The sequence below is a fragment of the Streptomyces sp. CC0208 genome (assembly GCF_003443735.1).
GTDB classification, from domain to species: Bacteria; Actinomycetota; Actinomycetes; order Streptomycetales; family Streptomycetaceae; genus Streptomyces; species Streptomyces sviceus.
On record NZ_CP031969.1, the window covers coordinates 3,649,965 to 3,664,657 of the forward strand.

The 14,693-nt window shown below is 71.7% G+C and carries 12 protein-coding genes and 2 pseudogenes; 11 read left to right on the plus strand and 3 right to left on the minus strand.

All coding sequences use genetic code 11. The features are described 5' to 3' along the window. Window positions 1-11: 11 nt before the first annotated feature. From D1369_RS16525 to D1369_RS16545, 4 genes are all read left to right on the plus strand, one after another. On the plus strand, window positions 12-1,355 hold the full coding sequence (locus D1369_RS16525) for a sensor histidine kinase (protein ID WP_007384011.1): 1,344 nt from the start codon (window positions 12-14) through the stop codon (window positions 1,353-1,355). Between the two features lie 1,116 nt (window positions 1,356-2,471). Beyond that, the gene (locus D1369_RS16535) at window positions 2,472-3,131 is read left to right on the plus strand and encodes a response regulator transcription factor (RefSeq protein ID WP_276147339.1); all 660 of its coding nucleotides are present in this window, start codon (window positions 2,472-2,474) and stop codon (window positions 3,129-3,131) included. Between the two features lie 251 nt (window positions 3,132-3,382). Next, window positions 3,383-5,311, plus strand: a complete 1,929-nt coding sequence (locus tag D1369_RS16540) for a 2-oxoacid:acceptor oxidoreductase subunit alpha (protein ID WP_007384009.1) — start codon at window positions 3,383-3,385, stop codon at window positions 5,309-5,311. Next, a complete protein-coding gene (locus D1369_RS16545; RefSeq protein WP_007384008.1) occupies window positions 5,304-6,383 on the plus strand; it encodes a 2-oxoacid:ferredoxin oxidoreductase subunit beta in 1,080 nt (359 codons plus the stop codon). Before D1369_RS16540 ends, D1369_RS16545 begins: the two co-directional genes overlap by 8 nt. Before the next feature lie 356 nt (window positions 6,384-6,739). On the opposite strand, the gene D1369_RS16550 is transcribed toward D1369_RS16545, so the two are convergent. After that, on the minus strand, window positions 6,740-7,132 hold the full coding sequence (locus D1369_RS16550) for a helix-turn-helix domain-containing protein (RefSeq protein WP_007384007.1): 393 nt from the start codon (window positions 7,130-7,132) through the stop codon (window positions 6,740-6,742). 91 nt (window positions 7,133-7,223) lie between these two features. On the opposite strand from D1369_RS16550, the gene D1369_RS16555 reads away from it, so the two are divergent. Together D1369_RS16555 and rarD are read left to right on the plus strand one after the other, a co-directional pair. Then, on the plus strand, window positions 7,224-8,078 hold the full coding sequence (locus D1369_RS16555) for an SDR family oxidoreductase (protein WP_007384006.1): 855 nt from the start codon (window positions 7,224-7,226) through the stop codon (window positions 8,076-8,078). A 126-nt stretch (window positions 8,079-8,204) separates the two neighbouring features. Continuing rightward, a complete protein-coding gene (gene rarD / locus D1369_RS16560; RefSeq protein WP_037901121.1) occupies window positions 8,205-9,209 on the plus strand; it encodes an EamA family transporter RarD in 1,005 nt (334 codons plus the stop codon). Here the strand turns inward: rarD and D1369_RS43860 are convergent. Beyond that, window positions 9,095-9,355, minus strand: a pseudogene (locus D1369_RS43860) (MFS transporter); the annotation flags it as partial. The gene rarD and the pseudogene D1369_RS43860 overlap by 115 nt on opposite strands. Before the next feature lie 55 nt (window positions 9,356-9,410). Here D1369_RS43860 and D1369_RS43865 point away from each other — a divergent pair. The 3 genes and pseudogenes from D1369_RS43865 to D1369_RS16580 all read left to right on the plus strand — a co-directional run. Continuing rightward, a pseudogene (locus D1369_RS43865) lies at window positions 9,411-9,568 on the plus strand (winged helix-turn-helix transcriptional regulator); the annotation flags it as partial. A gap of 39 nt (window positions 9,569-9,607) precedes the next feature. Then, a complete protein-coding gene (locus D1369_RS16575; RefSeq protein ID WP_037901119.1) occupies window positions 9,608-10,060 on the plus strand; it encodes a VOC family protein in 453 nt (150 codons plus the stop codon). Between the two features lie 161 nt (window positions 10,061-10,221). Then, the gene (locus tag D1369_RS16580; RefSeq protein WP_037901118.1) at window positions 10,222-11,172 is read left to right on the plus strand and encodes a M28 family metallopeptidase; all 951 of its coding nucleotides are present in this window, start codon (window positions 10,222-10,224) and stop codon (window positions 11,170-11,172) included. A 10-nt stretch (window positions 11,173-11,182) separates the two neighbouring features. On the opposite strand, the gene D1369_RS16585 is transcribed toward D1369_RS16580, so the two are convergent. Then, window positions 11,183-12,790, minus strand: coding sequence for a hypothetical protein (locus tag D1369_RS16585; protein ID WP_118082510.1), 1,608 nt, complete (start codon window positions 12,788-12,790; stop codon window positions 11,183-11,185). 129 nt (window positions 12,791-12,919) lie between these two features. Between D1369_RS16585 and D1369_RS16590 the strand changes: the two genes are divergently transcribed. Both D1369_RS16590 and D1369_RS16595 read left to right on the plus strand, forming a co-directional pair. After that, the gene (locus D1369_RS16590) at window positions 12,920-13,411 is read left to right on the plus strand and encodes a DUF6668 family protein (protein WP_037901113.1); all 492 of its coding nucleotides are present in this window, start codon (window positions 12,920-12,922) and stop codon (window positions 13,409-13,411) included. Beyond that, window positions 13,408-14,598, plus strand: a complete 1,191-nt coding sequence (locus D1369_RS16595; protein ID WP_037901110.1) for an amidase — start codon at window positions 13,408-13,410, stop codon at window positions 14,596-14,598. Before D1369_RS16590 ends, D1369_RS16595 begins: the two co-directional genes overlap by 4 nt. Window positions 14,599-14,693: the final 95 nt, after the last annotated feature.

Consider the following 14,693-nt stretch of genomic DNA (forward strand, 5'->3'; position numbering starts at 1 on the left):
GGACGACGTCGATGGCCACGGACTACGGGTACGACAGTGGGCTCGGGTTCTCCGAGACAGTACGGCGGCACCGGGTGCCGGCCGGGCTGCGGGCGCCGTTCGAGGGGCGGACCTGGCGGGAGTTCGGCTATGTGCTGCTGAGCCTGCCGATCAGCATCGTGATGTTCACGTACGCCGTCACGATGATCTCGCTCGGCGCGGGCCTGCTCGTGACCTTCCTCGGGATTCCGGTCTTCGCGGCCGGGCTCGCCGGATGCCGTGGGCTCGGGGCGCTGGAGCGGGCGCGGGCGCGGGGTCTGCTGGGTCTTGAGGTCGGCGATCCGGAGCCGCTCGGGATGCGGAAGCCCGGGTTCATGGCCTGGATCGGGGCGGTGCTCAAGAGCGGGACGTCGTGGCGAACGCTGCTGTACTCCGTGGTGCACCTGCCGTGGGCGATCTTCTCGTTCGCCGTGGCGGTGAACTTCTGGGTGTACGGCTGGGCGTTGCTGACGTATCCGCTGTGGTTCTGGGTCTTCCCGGCGTACGTCGGTCAGGACGGGCTTCAGCTCTACGGCGACGAGACCCACCACATCTATCTGAACAACCCGTTCGAGATCGGCGTGACCGCGCTGGTGGGGCTGTTGTTCACGCTGGCCACGCCGTGGATCGTGCGGGCGCTGACGACGGTGGACCGGGTGATGGTGCACGGGCTGCTGGGGCCGACCCGGCTGTCGGCGCGGGTGGTGGAGCTGGAGTCGGACCGGGGGGTCGTGGTCGACACGGCCGCGGCCGATCTGCGGCGGATCGAGCGGGATCTGCACGACGGGGCGCAGGCCCGGCTGGTGGCTCTGGCCATGGATCTGGGGCTGGCCAAGGAGAAGCTCACGGAGGATCCCGCGGCGGCGGCGCGGATGGTGGACGAGGCGCACGGCGAGGTGAAGACGGCGCTCCAGGAGCTGCGGGATCTGGCGCGGGGGATCCATCCGGCGGTGCTGACCGACCGGGGTCTTGACGCGGCGCTGTCGGCGGTGGCCTCTCGGTGCACGGTGCCGGTGCAGGTGGAGGTGGATCTGCCGGCCCGGCCGGCGCCGGCGATCGAGGGGATCGCGTACTTCACGGTGTCCGAGCTGCTGCAGAACATCAGCAAGCACTCCCGGGCGACGTTCGCCGCGGTGGATGTGTGGCGGGTGGAGAACCGGCTCATGCTGCAGGTCGTGGACAACGGGGTGGGCGGAGCCGACGTGTCCTCCGGGTCCGGCCTCACGGGGCTCGCGGAACGCCTGGACGCGGTGGACGGGATCCTGGTCGTCGACTCACCGGTCGGGGGACCGACCCGGGTGACGGCGGAGCTGCCTTGGCGGAGCGAGCGGGTGTGACGGGGGTTGTGTGAGGGGTGAAGGGTGAGGGGTGAGGGGGCCGTGGGGTGTCTTCGCCCCGCCGCCCTTACTCATGCCTCTCCCCCCCCCCCCCCCCCCCCCCCCGGGGCTGCCGCCGGGCGCGGAGGATTCGGTTGGTGGTGCCGGCCGCTGCCGCCCGGCGCGGGGGATTCGGTGAGTGGTGCCGGCCGTGGAGGCGGGGCTGGCGCTGCGCCGGGCGGGGGCCGCGCTGGGCCGGGACTGCGGCCGCGCGGGGCTGCGCCGCGCAGGAGCCGGGCCGTTGGGACTGCGCCGCGCGGGGCTGCGCCACGCAAGAGCCAGGCCGCACGAGACTGCGCCACGCAAGAGCCAGGCCGCACGAGACTGCGCCACGCAAGAGCCAGGCCGCGTGGGGCCGGGCCCCGTGGGACTGCGCCGCGTGGGGCCGGGCCACGCAAGAGCCAGGCCACACGGGGCCGGGCCGCCTGGGCTGCGCCGCGCAGGAGCCCCGGCCGCGCAGGAGCCGGGACGCGTGGGGCCAGGCCGCGCAGGAGCCGAGCCGCGCGGAGCCAAGCCGCGCGGAGCCAAGCCGCGCGGAGCCAAGCCGCGTGAAGCCAGGCCCCGTGAAGCCAGGCCCCGTGAAGCCAGGCCGCGTGAAGCCAGGCCCCCTGGAGCCAGGCCGCGCGGAGCCAGGCCGCGCGGAGCCAGGCCCCGTGAAGCCAAGCCGCGCGGAGCCAGGCCCCGTGAAGCCAGCCCCCTGGAGCCAAGCCGCGTGAAGCCAGGCCGCGTGGAGCCAGGCCGCGTGGAGCCGGGTCAGGGCTGCGGCCGGCCAGACCGCAGCCCCGGCTCTCCGCGCCACCCCGGCTCCCCGCGCAGCCCCGGCTCCCCGCCCTTCAAACGGTCGCCCTCCACGCAAGGCCACCCACCCCGCCCCAGGAACAGCCATGCCCCCGCCACCTCCCCACCGCAAAACATGGCCGGATTCCGTGCATCACCCCCCGTTCTCGGCTCTTTGTTCGGATTCCCGGGCCCTATTCCCGTTGCCCGCGCCCGCCCGCATCCGAATGCTGGAATGCTGGACTTGTCCAGCAGGTGGGCAGGCAGTGGGCTGGGGGGCCGAGAGTCGTGGAGGACAGGGTGCGGGTGGTCATCGCCGAGGATTCAGTGCTGCTGAGGGAGGGCCTGACCCGGTTGCTGACCGACCGCGGGCACGACGTCGTGGCCGGTGTGGGCGACGGGGAGGCGCTGATCAAGACCATCGGCGAGCTGGACGACCAGGGCGAGCTGCCCGATGTCGTCGTCGCCGATGTGCGGATGCCTCCGACCCATACGGACGAGGGCGTGCGAGCCGCCGTACAACTGCGCAAGGCGCATCCCGGACTCGGGGTACTCGTGCTGTCGCAGTACGTCGAGGAGCGGTACGCCACCGAGTTGCTGGCCGGGTCCAGCCGCGGGGTGGGGTACCTGCTCAAGGACCGGGTCGCGGAGGTGCGTGAGTTCGTGGACGCGGTGGTGCGGGTGGCCGAGGGAGGTACCGCCCTCGACCCCGAGGTGGTCGCCCAGCTGCTGGGACGCAGCCGTAAGCAGGACGTGCTCGCCCATCTCACGCCCCGGGAGCGGGAGGTCCTGGGACTCATGGCCGAGGGGCGCACCAATTCGGCGATCGCGCGGCAGCTCGTCGTGAGCGACGGGGCCGTGGAGAAGCACGTCAGCAACATCTTCCTGAAGCTGGGGCTGTCCCCGAGCGACGGCGACCACCGGCGGGTGCTGGCGGTGCTGACCTATCTGAACTCCTGACCCGCACCGGGACGGGAGCGGGGCCGGGACCGGGGGCGAGACCAAGAACCGAAGAACGATGACGGAGCGTCTTCAAGGAAAGCGCCGGGGGGCGAGTGAATCGTGACAAGTCGGGGCGTCGTACCGTCTCAAAACCGCTTTCATCATGCGAATGACCGAGGGAAGGCGACCCTCGCGGTCGTAGGGTTGATCCTGGGAAGGCCTGCGGGAAGGCCGCTCCCGAACAGCCGCCCAGAGGGAGGTCCAGTTCAGTGACCAGTCAGGTCAGCAGCCCAGCGGAGCAGGCCGACGAAGCCGTCGTGGGAGAGCAGCGCAACGAGGCCGGCGTGAAGGACGTCCGCCGCCTCGACCGGGTGATCATTCGTTTCGCGGGCGACTCCGGTGACGGGATGCAGCTCACCGGGGACCGTTTCACCTCGGAGACCGCGTCCTTCGGCAACGACCTGTCCACCCTTCCCAACTTCCCCGCCGAGATCCGGGCCCCTGCCGGAACCCTGCCGGGTGTCTCCTCGTTCCAGCTCCACTTCGCCGATCACGACATCCTCACTCCGGGTGACGCGCCGAACGTGCTCGTGGCCATGAACCCGGCCGCCCTGAAGGCCAACATCGCCGACCTGCCTCGCGGTGCGGAGATCATCGTCAACACGGACGAGTTCACCAAACGGGCGATGCAGAAAGTGGGGTACGCGGCCTCGCCGCTGGAGGATGGCTCGCTCGACGGGTACAGCCTTCATCCGGTCCCCCTGACCACGCTGACCGTCGAGGCCCTCAAGGATTTCGACCTCAGTCGCAAAGAGGCCGAGCGCAGCAAGAACATGTTCGCGCTCGGCCTCTTGTCGTGGATGTACCACCGGCCCACCGAGGGCACGGAGAAGTTCCTGCGGACGAAGTTCGCGAAGAAACCGCAGATCGCCGAGGCGAACCTGGCGGCGTACCGGGCCGGCTGGAACTTCGGCGAGACGACCGAGGACTTCGCCGTCTCCTACGAGATCGCCCCGGCCACGAAGGCGTTCCCGGTCGGCACCTACCGCAACATCTCCGGGAACCTGGCGCTGTCCTACGGACTGGTCGCCGCGTCCCGCCAGGCGGACCTGCCGCTGTTCCTGGGCTCGTACCCGATCACCCCGGCCTCGGACATCCTGCACGAGCTGAGCAAGCACAAGAACTTCGGCGTACGGACCTTCCAGGCCGAGGACGAGATCGCCGGCATCGGCGCGGCGCTGGGCGCGGCCTTCGGCGGCTCACTGGCGGTGACGACGACCTCCGGGCCGGGCGTGGCCCTGAAGTCGGAGACCATCGGGCTCGCGGTCTCCCTGGAGCTGCCGCTCCTCGTCATCGACATCCAGAGAGGCGGCCCGTCGACGGGTCTGCCGACCAAGACCGAGCAGGCGGACCTGCTGCAGGCGATGTTCGGGCGCAACGGCGAGGCGCCGGTGCCGATCGTCGCCCCCCGCACCCCGGCAGACTGCTTCGACGCGGCGCTGGAGGCGGCCCGGATCGCGCTGACGTACCGCACGCCGGTGATGCTGCTCTCGGACGGCTACCTGGCCAACGGCTCCGAGCCCTGGCGGATCCCGGAGCTGGACGAACTCCCGGATCTGACCGTGCAGTTCGCGCAGGGCCCGAACCACACCCTGGACGACGGCACCGAGGTCTTCTGGCCCTACAAGCGCGACCCGCAGACCCTGGCCCGTCCCTGGGCCGTGCCCGGCACACCCGGCCTCGAACACCGCATCGGCGGGATCGAGAAGGAGGACGGGTCGGGCAACATCTCCTATGCCCCGGCCAACCACGACTTCATGGTCCGTATCCGCCAGGCCAAGATCGACGGGATCGACGTACCGGATCTGGACGTGGACGATCCGCATGAGGCGCGCACGCTGGTGCTGGGCTGGGGATCGACGTACGGCCCCATCACGGCGGCGGTACGGCGCCTGCGGACGGCCGGCGAGTCGATCGCTCAGGCCCATCTGCGCCACCTCAACCCCTTTCCGGGCAACCTGGGCGCGGTGCTGAAGGCGTACGACAAGGTCGTCATCCCGGAGATGAACCTCGGACAGCTCGCCACGCTGGTGCGGGCGAAGTACCTGGTCGACGCGCACAGCTACAACCAGGTCAACGGCATGCCGTTCAAGGCCGAACAGCTGGCCACGGCTCTCAAGGAGGCCATCGATGGCTGAGACGTCCACGGAAGGCACGGGCACGATCGAAGCACTCCAGCTGGTCCCCAAGGCCGAGGCCCGCCAGAGCATGAAGGACTTCAAGAGCGACCAGGAAGTCCGCTGGTGCCCCGGCTGCGGTGACTACGCGATCCTCGCGGCGGTCCAGGGCTTCATGCCGGAGCTGGGGCTGGCCAAGGAGAACATCGTCTTCGTCTCGGGCATCGGGTGCTCGTCGCGGTTCCCGTACTACATGAACACGTACGGCATGCACTCCATCCACGGGCGGGCGCCGGCGATCGCGACGGGTCTCGCGGCCTCGCGCCGGGACCTGTCGGTGTGGGTGGTGACGGGTGACGGCGACGCCCTCTCCATCGGCGGCAACCACCTCATCCACGCCCTGCGCCGCAACGTCAACCTGAAGATCCTGCTCTTCAACAACCGGATCTACGGCCTCACGAAGGGGCAGTACTCCCCCACCTCAGAGGTCGGCAAGATCACCAAGTCGACGCCGATGGGGTCGCTGGACGCGCCCTTCAACCCGGTGTCCCTGGCGATCGGCGCGGAGGCGTCCTTCGTGGCCCGGACGGTGGACTCGGACCGCAAGCACCTCACGTCGGTGCTGCGGGAGGCGGCCGCCCACCCCGGCACCGCGCTGATCGAGATCTACCAGAACTGCAACATCTTCAACGACGGCGCCTTCGAGGCCCTCAAGGACAAGCAGCAGGCCGAGGAGGCGGTGATCCGCCTCGAACACGGGCAGCCGATCCGCTTCGGCACGGACCTGTCCAAGGGCGTGGTCCGGGACGCGGCGACAGGTGACCTGAAGGTGGTGCCGGTGACTGCGTCGAACGAGGCGGAGATCCTCGTCCACGACGCACACGCGTCGTCCCCGACGACCGCCTTCGCCCTGTCCCGCCTGGCCGACCCGGACACGCTGCACCACACCCCGATCGGCGTTCTGCGCTCGGTGGACCGGCCGGTGTACGACACGCAGATGGCGGACCAGCTGGATGCGGCGATCGAACAGAACGGCAAGGGGGACTTGGCGGCGTTGCTGGCCGGCGGGGACACCTGGACGGTGGTGGGCTGACCGCCCCTGGCAACAGCGGGGCCCGGATGCGCACACGGCATCCGGGCCCTTGTCGTTCCCACGTCAGGATGGATTCGCAGTCGCCACGTCCGGGCGTCCGACGGTTGCCGGTGCTTTCCCTCGGACAGGTCTTCCAGGCTGCTGATGACCACGGCGAGGGAGGGAGCGTCGATGGCTCGGTCCGCGAATCCGGCCGACGTGTTTGCGCGCCGCGGGGCCCGTCCGTCGCGCCTGTGGATTCTGTACGTCCAAGGCGAACCCCCAGGTCACACATGGACAGGGACGACGACAGCCCTGCCCGGGTCGGGGCGCTTACGCCGCCCGGTGGCCGAACCGAGTGAACCCCGCGTGCGTCGTCACTGACCGGCGCCGCCCCTTCGCGCGTCGTACGCCTCGCGTGCCCCCTGCACCGCCGACATCCTCTTCGCGGTCCACTCCGCCAGCCCCCGTACCTGTTCCGCCGCCTCGCGGCCGAGGTCGGTCAGGGAGTAGTCGACTCTCGGGGGGATCACCGGCTTGGCGTCGCGGTGGACCAGGCCGTCGCGTTCGAGGGTCTGGAGGGTCTGGGTGAGCATCTTCTCGCTCACCCGGCCGATCGCCCGGCGCAGTTCGCTGAAGCGGTGGGGGCGGTCGAGGAGCTGGATCAGGACCAGGACGCCCCAGCGGCTCGTCACGTGCTCCAGGACGAGGCGGTGGGGGCACATCGCCTCGCCGGACGAGGTCAAGGGGCTCACTGCACTTACTGCCATGCCAGTACCTTACTTCAAAGTGGGTACTTTCCAAGAGTTAGCGCTTCTCCTATGGTTAGTGCCACCGCACCCCACAAGGAGACCGCACATCATGAGCATCGTCGTCACCGGAGCCACCGGACACCTCGGCCGTCACGTCGTCGAGCAGCTGCTCGAGAAGGTTCCCGCCGAGCAGGTCACCGCCGTCGTCCGGACCCCGGAGAAGGCCGCCGACTTCGCGGCGAAGGGCGTGAAGATAGCCGTCGCCGACTACAACAGCCCCGAGACCTTCGACGGCGTCTTCGCGGCCGGCGACAAGGTCCTGCTGATCTCCGGCAACGAGTTCGACAAGGGCCGCCCCGCCCAGCACCAGGTCGTCATCGACGCCGCCGAGGCCGCGGGCGTGGCGCTCCTCGCGTACACCAGCGCCCCCGGCACTCTGACCGCCGCGCTCGCCGACGACCACCGGGCCACCGAGAAGGCGCTGCTCGCCTCCGGTCTGCCCTACTCGCTGCTGCGCAACGGCTGGTACAACGAGAACTACACGGAGAACCTCGCCCCCGTCCTGGAGTACAACGCGGTCGTCCAGGCCGCCGGTGACGGCCGTGTCTCCACCGCCTCGCGCGCCGACTACGCGGCCGCCGCGGTCGCCGTACTGACCGGCGAAGGGCACGAGAACACGACGTACGAGCTCGGCGGCGACGAGCCCTGGGGCTTCGCCGAGTACGCGGCCGAGCTGAGCAGGCAGACCGGCAAGGAGATCGCCTACAACGCCGTGTCCGTCGAGGCCTACACCGGGATCCTGACCGGCGCCGGGCTGCCCGGGCCGTTCGCCGCGATCCTCGCCGGGGTCGACGCCTCCATCGAGAAGGGCGAGCTGGTCGTCACCTCCGGCGACCTGTCCCGGCTGACCGGCCGTCCCGCCACTCCGATCGCCGAGTCGATCGAGGCCGCGCTCAAGGGCTGACACTCCCCCAGCGGACCTTGGGCGCTCCACCCCCGCCTGTCATGACCGTATAGCGATACGGGCATGACAGGCGGGGGTGCTCGGCGTTACCTTCGTGCGGCGAGGACAGTGCGAGGAGGAGAGTCCGTGAAGTCCAGAGGCGAGCGGCACATAGGTCTGCTGAACGGTTTCGCGGCCTATGGGATGTGGGGACTCGTCCCGCTGTTCTGGCCGCTGCTCAAGCCCGCCGGCGCCGCCGAGATCCTCGCCCACCGGATGGTGTGGTCGCTCGTCTTCGTCGCCGTCGCGCTGGTCTTCGTACGGCGCTGGGCCTGGGCGGGTGAGCTGCTGCGGCAGCCGCGCAGGCTGGCCCTGATCACCGTGGCCGCCGCCGTCATCACCGTGAACTGGGGCGTCTACATCTGGGCCGTGAACTCCGGCCATGTCGTGGAGGCCTCGCTCGGGTACTTCATCAATCCCCTGGTCACCATCGCGATGGGCGTGCTGCTGCTCAAGGAGCGGCTGCGGCCCGTGCAGTGGGCGGCGGTCGGGATCGGCGCCGCAGCGGTGCTCGTCCTCACCGTCGGGTACGGCCGGCCGCCGTGGATCTCCCTCACCCTCGCCTTCTCCTTCGCCACGTACGGCCTGGTCAAGAAGAAGGTGAACCTGAGCGGGGTCGAGTCGCTGGCCGCCGAGACCGCGATCCAGTTCCTGCCCGCGCTCGGGTATCTGCTGTGGCTGGGCCACCAGGGCAACCTCAGCTTCGCCACCGAGGGCCCCGGGCACGCGGCGCTGCTCGCCTCGACCGGCATCGTCACCGCGCTCCCCCTGGTCTGCTTCGGCGCCGCGGCGATCCGCGTGCCGCTGTCCACGCTGGGGCTGCTCCAGTACCTGGCCCCGGTCTTCCAGTTCCTGCTCGGCATCTTCTACTTCGGCGAGGCCATGCCGCCCGAGCGCTGGGCCGGGTTCGCGCTGGTCTGGCTGGCGCTGACGCTGCTGACCTGGGACGCCCTGCGCACCGCGCGGACGCTCAGGAGGGAGATCGGCAGGCCCAGCACCACCATGACGACGGGCGCGGTCAGCGCCGTAAGGAAGGCGGACAGTCCGGCCTCGGGGTCGGAGCCGCCGGCCTCGCCGGCCGCCAGGCCGTAGACCGCCGTCACGGCCGAGATCCCGATCGCCGAGCCGAACTGGGTCGCCGTGTGCAGCAGCCCGCCCGCCGGGCCCTGCTCGGACTCGGCGACCCCGTCCGTCGCCGCGATCGTCAGCGGTCCGTACGCCGGCGCGAACGCCATGCCACTCCATGCCGAACGGCAGGAAGGAGCCGTAGGCGGGCACCGACACGGGTGTTGCCATCTGGTCGCGCCGCCCCGGGTGGAGTACGAACTGACCCCGCTCGGCGGCACCTGCACGCGGCCATCCGCTCGCTGGTGACCTGGACCGAGGCGCACCAGGAGGCGATCGCGGCGGCACGGTCGGCGTACGACAGCCGGGCGGCCGCGGTGGTGTGAGCCGGGCCGCTGTCAGTGGTCACCGCTATAAGTGACGGTATGACACCCGTGCACTGGAAAGTCGTGATCGACGCCGCGGACCCGCACGCCCAGGCCGACTTCTGGGCCGCCGCACTGCGCTACGAGACCGAGGACAACGACGCCCTGATCCAGCGTCTGCTGGAGCTCGGCGCGCTGCCGCGCGAGGCGGTCGTCGAGTACCACGCCCGCCTGGCCTTCCGGGACCTGGTCGCCGTACGGCATCCGGACGACCCGTACGACAAGGACAGCGGCACGGGGCTCGGACGGCGGCTGCTGTTCCAGCGCGTACCGGAGCCGAAGACCGTCAAGAACCGGCTCCACCTCGACCTGCATCCCGGGGAGGGCAGCCGCTCGCCCGAGGTGGAGAGGCTGACGGGGCTCGGGGCGAGAGTGCTGCGCGAGGTGAGCGAACCGTCGGGGGCCTGGGTGGTGATGGCGGATCCGGAGGGGAACGAATTCTGCGTCCACTGATCCCCTTGCCGTCCGGTGACCCCCTGCGCTCCGGTATACGAACTCCCCTGACCGGATTGCGCTCTTGACGGAGAGTCAACCTCAGCTTCACCATCCAGGCACCCATTCGCTGTGGAATCCCTGTGCCCTCAGGGGTTCCCACGGAATTCGGAGCCCCCCACATGAAGCTCTCGGTTCCCGGACGCGTCACGGCCACCGCCGTCGTCGCGACCGTCTCCCTCCTGGCCGGCGGATCCATAGCCGGCGCGGCCCCCGCGGGACAGCCCGTGGCGGCCGCGGCCCCCGACATCCCGGTGGCCAACGTCAAGGCGCATCTGGCCCAGCTCCAGTCCATCGCCACCGCCAACGGTGGCAACCGCGCGCACGGCCGCACCGGTTACAATGCCTCCCTCGACTATGTGAAGGCCAAGCTGGACGCCGCCGGATTCACCACGACCGTCCAGCAGTTCACGTCCTCCGGCCGCACCGGCTACAACCTGATCGCGGACTGGCCCGGCGGCGACACCAGCCAGGTGGTCATGTCCGGCTCGCACCTCGACAGCGTGACGGCGGGACCTGGCATCAACGACAACGGCTCCGGTTCCGCGGCCGTCCTGGAGACCGCGCTCGCGGTGTCCCGGGCCGGCTACCACCCCACCAAGCACCTGCGGTTCGCGTGGTGGGGAGCGGAGGAGCTGGGCATGGTCGGCTCCCGCTACTACGTCAACCGCCTGGCCACCACGGACCGTTCACGGATCAGCGGCTACCTCAACTTCGACATGATCGGCTCGCCGAACCCCGGCTACTTCGTCTACGACGACGACCCGGCCATCGAGAAGACCTTCAAGGCGTACTACGCCGGCCTCGGCGTCCCGACCGAGATCGAGACCGAGGGCGACGGCCGCTCCGACCACGCACCGTTCAAGAACGCGGGCGTGCCGGTGGGCGGGCTGTTCAGCGGCGCCGACTACGTCAAGACGGCGGCGCAGGCGGCCAAGTGGGGCGGTACCTCGGGGCTGGCCTTCGACCGCTGCTACCACTCCTCGTGCGACACGGCGGCCAACATCGACGACACGGCCCTGGACCGCAACAGCGACGCGGTGGCGTACGCGGTGTGGGAGCTGTCCCGGTAAACGGGCCCGCTCAGGGCTGCTGATCGGCGTTCCGGGCACGTTCCGCGAGTCGGAGCATCCGGGCACGCGCCGACTCCAGCTTGCCGGGGTCCTCGGCCGCCGGACCCTCTCCGGCGGCCAGGTCCGTCCACAGGGTGAGCAGCTCGCGCCCGAGGGCCAGGCCCCGCAGCGGATCCCGTACGGCCTTCCACGCGGTGGCCGCGCTCTGCGTGTTGCCGTAGGCCGCCTCGGCGTCCCCGGCGCGGTGGTGGATGCCGGCCAGGTCGAGGGAGATCTCCGCGGCCTGGACCGGCTCGCCGCCCAAGTAGGCGATGTAGGCGGCGAGTTCACGCACCCGCAGCACGTCGGGATGCTCGGCGCCCAAGGTCTCGGAGGCCTCGCCGACCACCTGCTCCGCCAACGCGGCGGCAGCGTCCGTCCGCCCCTCCCGCACGGCCTCGCTGATCCGCCCGACCGGCTCCGCGAGCACCGCGCCCTCGTCGATCACCAGCCCCTCCCCCAGAACGGCCTCGGCGACGGCGTCGAACCCCCGCACGGGCGTCGGCTTGGGACCGGGGTCGTCCAGGAGGGGGACGGGGTCGATGAGGGGGGCGGCGGCCCGTGGGGCGGGCGCGACCGACGGAAGCGGCTGGGGCGCGACGGCGGCGAAACCGGCCGTCGGCAAGGGCAAGGGCAGGGGCTCGGGAACGGGGGCGGCGGGCGGTCGGTGGGCCGGAGGACCGGACGGCGCGGACACCGGGGCCGGTACGGCGTCGGACGACGGCGGGACCGGGCTCTGAGCAGGATCCCACTGCGACGGGACGGAGGTGCGAGCCGGTCCGGTCTGCGGCGCGTCCGGGGCCGGGCCCTGGCCGGTCTGTGGCAGGGGCCGCTGTGTGTAGGCGGGGTCCGTCCGGGACGGCGGGGACGGGGTGGAGGCCGGGCTCGCGTCCATCACGGGCGGCGGGCCGAACTCGCCCGTCGGGGGTACGACCGTCCCGGGGGCCGGAGCCGGGGCCGGGCCGGTGGAGCGGGTGTCCGGCAGCCGGCGCAGGACCTGGGTCGGGGACGGTTCGGCGTCCTGGGGCAAAGACGGTTCGTCGTCCGTCGGCTGCGGCTCGGGCAGGTCGCTCGGCCGGAACGTGGGGGCCGGGTCGCGCGAGGGTTCGTCGAGTGTCCGCAGGAGACGCGTGGGCCCTTCTTGCGGGGCGGAGGCCGCGGGCGGCCAGGACTGCTGCGGCGGCGCCTCCCCCGCGCCGGACGGCGACGGCCGGTCTCCCTCCACGGGCGCCGTCGCCCCGAACGCGTCCCGCTCGGCGGCCCGGTTAGGGCCCGCGCCCTCCGGCGGAGCCATCCGTACCGGTTCCCCCGTGAAGCGGCTGGCACCGTCCGTCGCGACTTCCAGGAGGACCACGTAGCCGATGCGGGCGTCGTGGATCGTGGCGTGGACCGGGTGGCCGTTGGTGCGGGCGAGGCGGTGGAGGTGGGTCAGGACGGTCTGGTGGAGTTCCTCGCCGGGTGACGCGGTGACCGCTGTGCCGGCCACCGTCGCGGACTCACCCGTCAGGGGGACGCGGACGTCGATCGGGGTCGTCCCCCGCTGCTGGTCCCGCTTCTTGTCGCGGCTGAGTCGAGACATCTCATCCCTCACGGTCGTGCACGTACTGTCGAGTCTCTCCGCTCGCCCCCGGTTCTCACGTCACCGTGATGTCACAGGCCTGTTCCAGGAGGGGGAGGGCGGGTGGGATGACAGGGTCGGGGCGCGGGCATGCGGACCGACGTGCGGCGAGAGGCGGAGAGCGTGCAGCAGGGACCGGAGATCTGGATCCGCGGGCCGGTGGCCCCGACCGGGAGGCGGTTCGCGTGGGTCGGCACGCACGGCGGTGCCGGCGTCTCCACCCTGGCCGCCGTCTACGGCGGTCATGACTGCGGACGCGACTGGCCCGGGGCCGGCGCCCCCGCCTCCGTCCTGCTCGTCGCCCGTACGCACGCCGCCGGACTGCTCGCCGCCCGCCGCACCCTGGAGCTCTTCCGGCGCGGGGAGCACCCGCCGGGGCTCGACCTCGACGCCGTCGTCCTCGTCGCGGACGCTCCCGGCAGGCTCCCGCGCCCGCTCGCCCGGCAGGTCAAGGAGATCGAGACCACGGTCGACGTGTACCGGGTGCCCTGGGTCTCCGCGTGGCGCCTCGGCGACCTGGGCGCGACGCCACCGCGCGGAACCGAGGCACTCGTGCGGCTCACCCGGGCCGCCGCCCCATGACGGCGGCCGCCTCCCTCTCCGCCGTGGACCTGGCTTCGGCGGTCCGTTCGCGTTCGCTGCGGGCCGTCGACGTCGTCGCCCGCGCCCTGGAGCGGATCCGGCGGGTGGATCCCGAACTGTGCGCCTTCGTCGAGGTGTGGGAGGAGGAGGGGCTGCGCCGGGCACGTGAGATCGATCTCCGCGTCGAGGCGGGTGAGCGGCCGCCGCTCGCCGGGGTGCCGATCGGAGTGAAGGGGCGGCACGGTCTGCGCGGTGCGGCGCCGCTCCTCGCGGCCGGATGCGTACCCGTCGGCGCGACCTCCGTGCCCGGTCCCGGAACTCCCTGGCAGACCTGGGGACTCGGCGCCCACGGCCGTACCGTCAACCCCTGGCGCGCCGACCGCACCCCGGGCGGGTCCTCGGCGGGTTCCGCGGCGGCGGTGGCCGCGGGTCTCGTCCCGATGGCGACGGGGAGCGACGGGGCCGGGTCGGTACGGATCCCGGCGGCGTGGTGCGGGGTGATCGGCCTCAAGACCACGAACTCCGGCCACGGCCGCACCGGCACCGGCCTCACCGCCCCCGGCGTCCTCGTCCGCCACGCCTGTGACGCGGCCGCCTACTGGCACGCGGTCTCCGCGGACGGGAAGGGGGACGCGAACGGCGGCAGCGACAGGGACGGAGACGAGGGCCGCGGTACCGAACCGCCGCACGCCCTTGGCGTCCCCGTCCCCGCGCTCTGGTCCCCCGATCTGGGCTTCGCCGACCCCGACCCCGGAATCGTCCGGATCGCCCGCGCGGCGGTGGCGCGGCTGACCGGCACAGGTGTCGTACGGCTCGTCCGGCCCCTCGCCCGGCCGCGCCTGCACGACCCGGCCACCGCCTGGCTCGCCCTGCGCGCCCCGGGTGCCGACCTGCGGGACGCCGACCGGATCCGGGCCGCCAACGATCGTCTCCTCGACGAGATCTTCGCCGACACCGACCTGCTGCTGACACCCACCACCCCTCACCCGCCGCACGGGCACGAAGGCCCGGGTGAGCGCTACTCCACCGCTCTCACCTGGGCCTTCAACCTCAGCGGGCACCCGGCGCTCAGTCTCCCGGCGGGTCTCGGCCCCGACGGCTGTCCGGTCGGGCTCCAGCTCGTGGCCCGGCACGGCGGCGAGGCGCTGCTGCTGGAGGTGGCGCGGGCGGCTCAGGCGTACGCCTGAGATACCAGGCATCAGGCATCAGGCATCAGGCGCCAGGCGTCAGGCACCCCCTGGACAGTTACTTGCGCACGCATATAATGCATGTGCGATTATCT

Bases quoted from the DNA above. Each gene is read 5' to 3' on its own strand.
- D1369_RS16525 (WP_007384011.1), top strand. From the start codon at position 12: ATGGCCACGGACTACGGGTACGACAGTGGGCTCGGGTTCTCCGAGACA.
- D1369_RS16545 (WP_007384008.1), top strand. From the start codon at position 5,304: ATGGCTGAGACGTCCACGGAAGGCACGGGCACGATCGAAGCACTCCAG.
- D1369_RS16550 (WP_007384007.1), bottom strand. From the start codon at position 7,132: ATGGCAGTAAGTGCAGTGAGCCCCTTGACCTCGTCCGGCGAGGCGATG.
- D1369_RS16555 (WP_007384006.1), top strand. From the start codon at position 7,224: ATGAGCATCGTCGTCACCGGAGCCACCGGACACCTCGGCCGTCACGTC.
- D1369_RS16575 (WP_037901119.1), top strand. From the start codon at position 9,608: ATGACACCCGTGCACTGGAAAGTCGTGATCGACGCCGCGGACCCGCAC.
- D1369_RS16580 (WP_037901118.1), top strand. From the start codon at position 10,222: ATGAAGCTCTCGGTTCCCGGACGCGTCACGGCCACCGCCGTCGTCGCG.
- D1369_RS16585 (WP_118082510.1), bottom strand. From the start codon at position 12,790: ATGTCTCGACTCAGCCGCGACAAGAAGCGGGACCAGCAGCGGGGGACG.
- D1369_RS16590 (WP_037901113.1), top strand. From the start codon at position 12,920: ATGCGGACCGACGTGCGGCGAGAGGCGGAGAGCGTGCAGCAGGGACCG.
- D1369_RS16595 (WP_037901110.1), top strand. From the start codon at position 13,408: ATGACGGCGGCCGCCTCCCTCTCCGCCGTGGACCTGGCTTCGGCGGTC.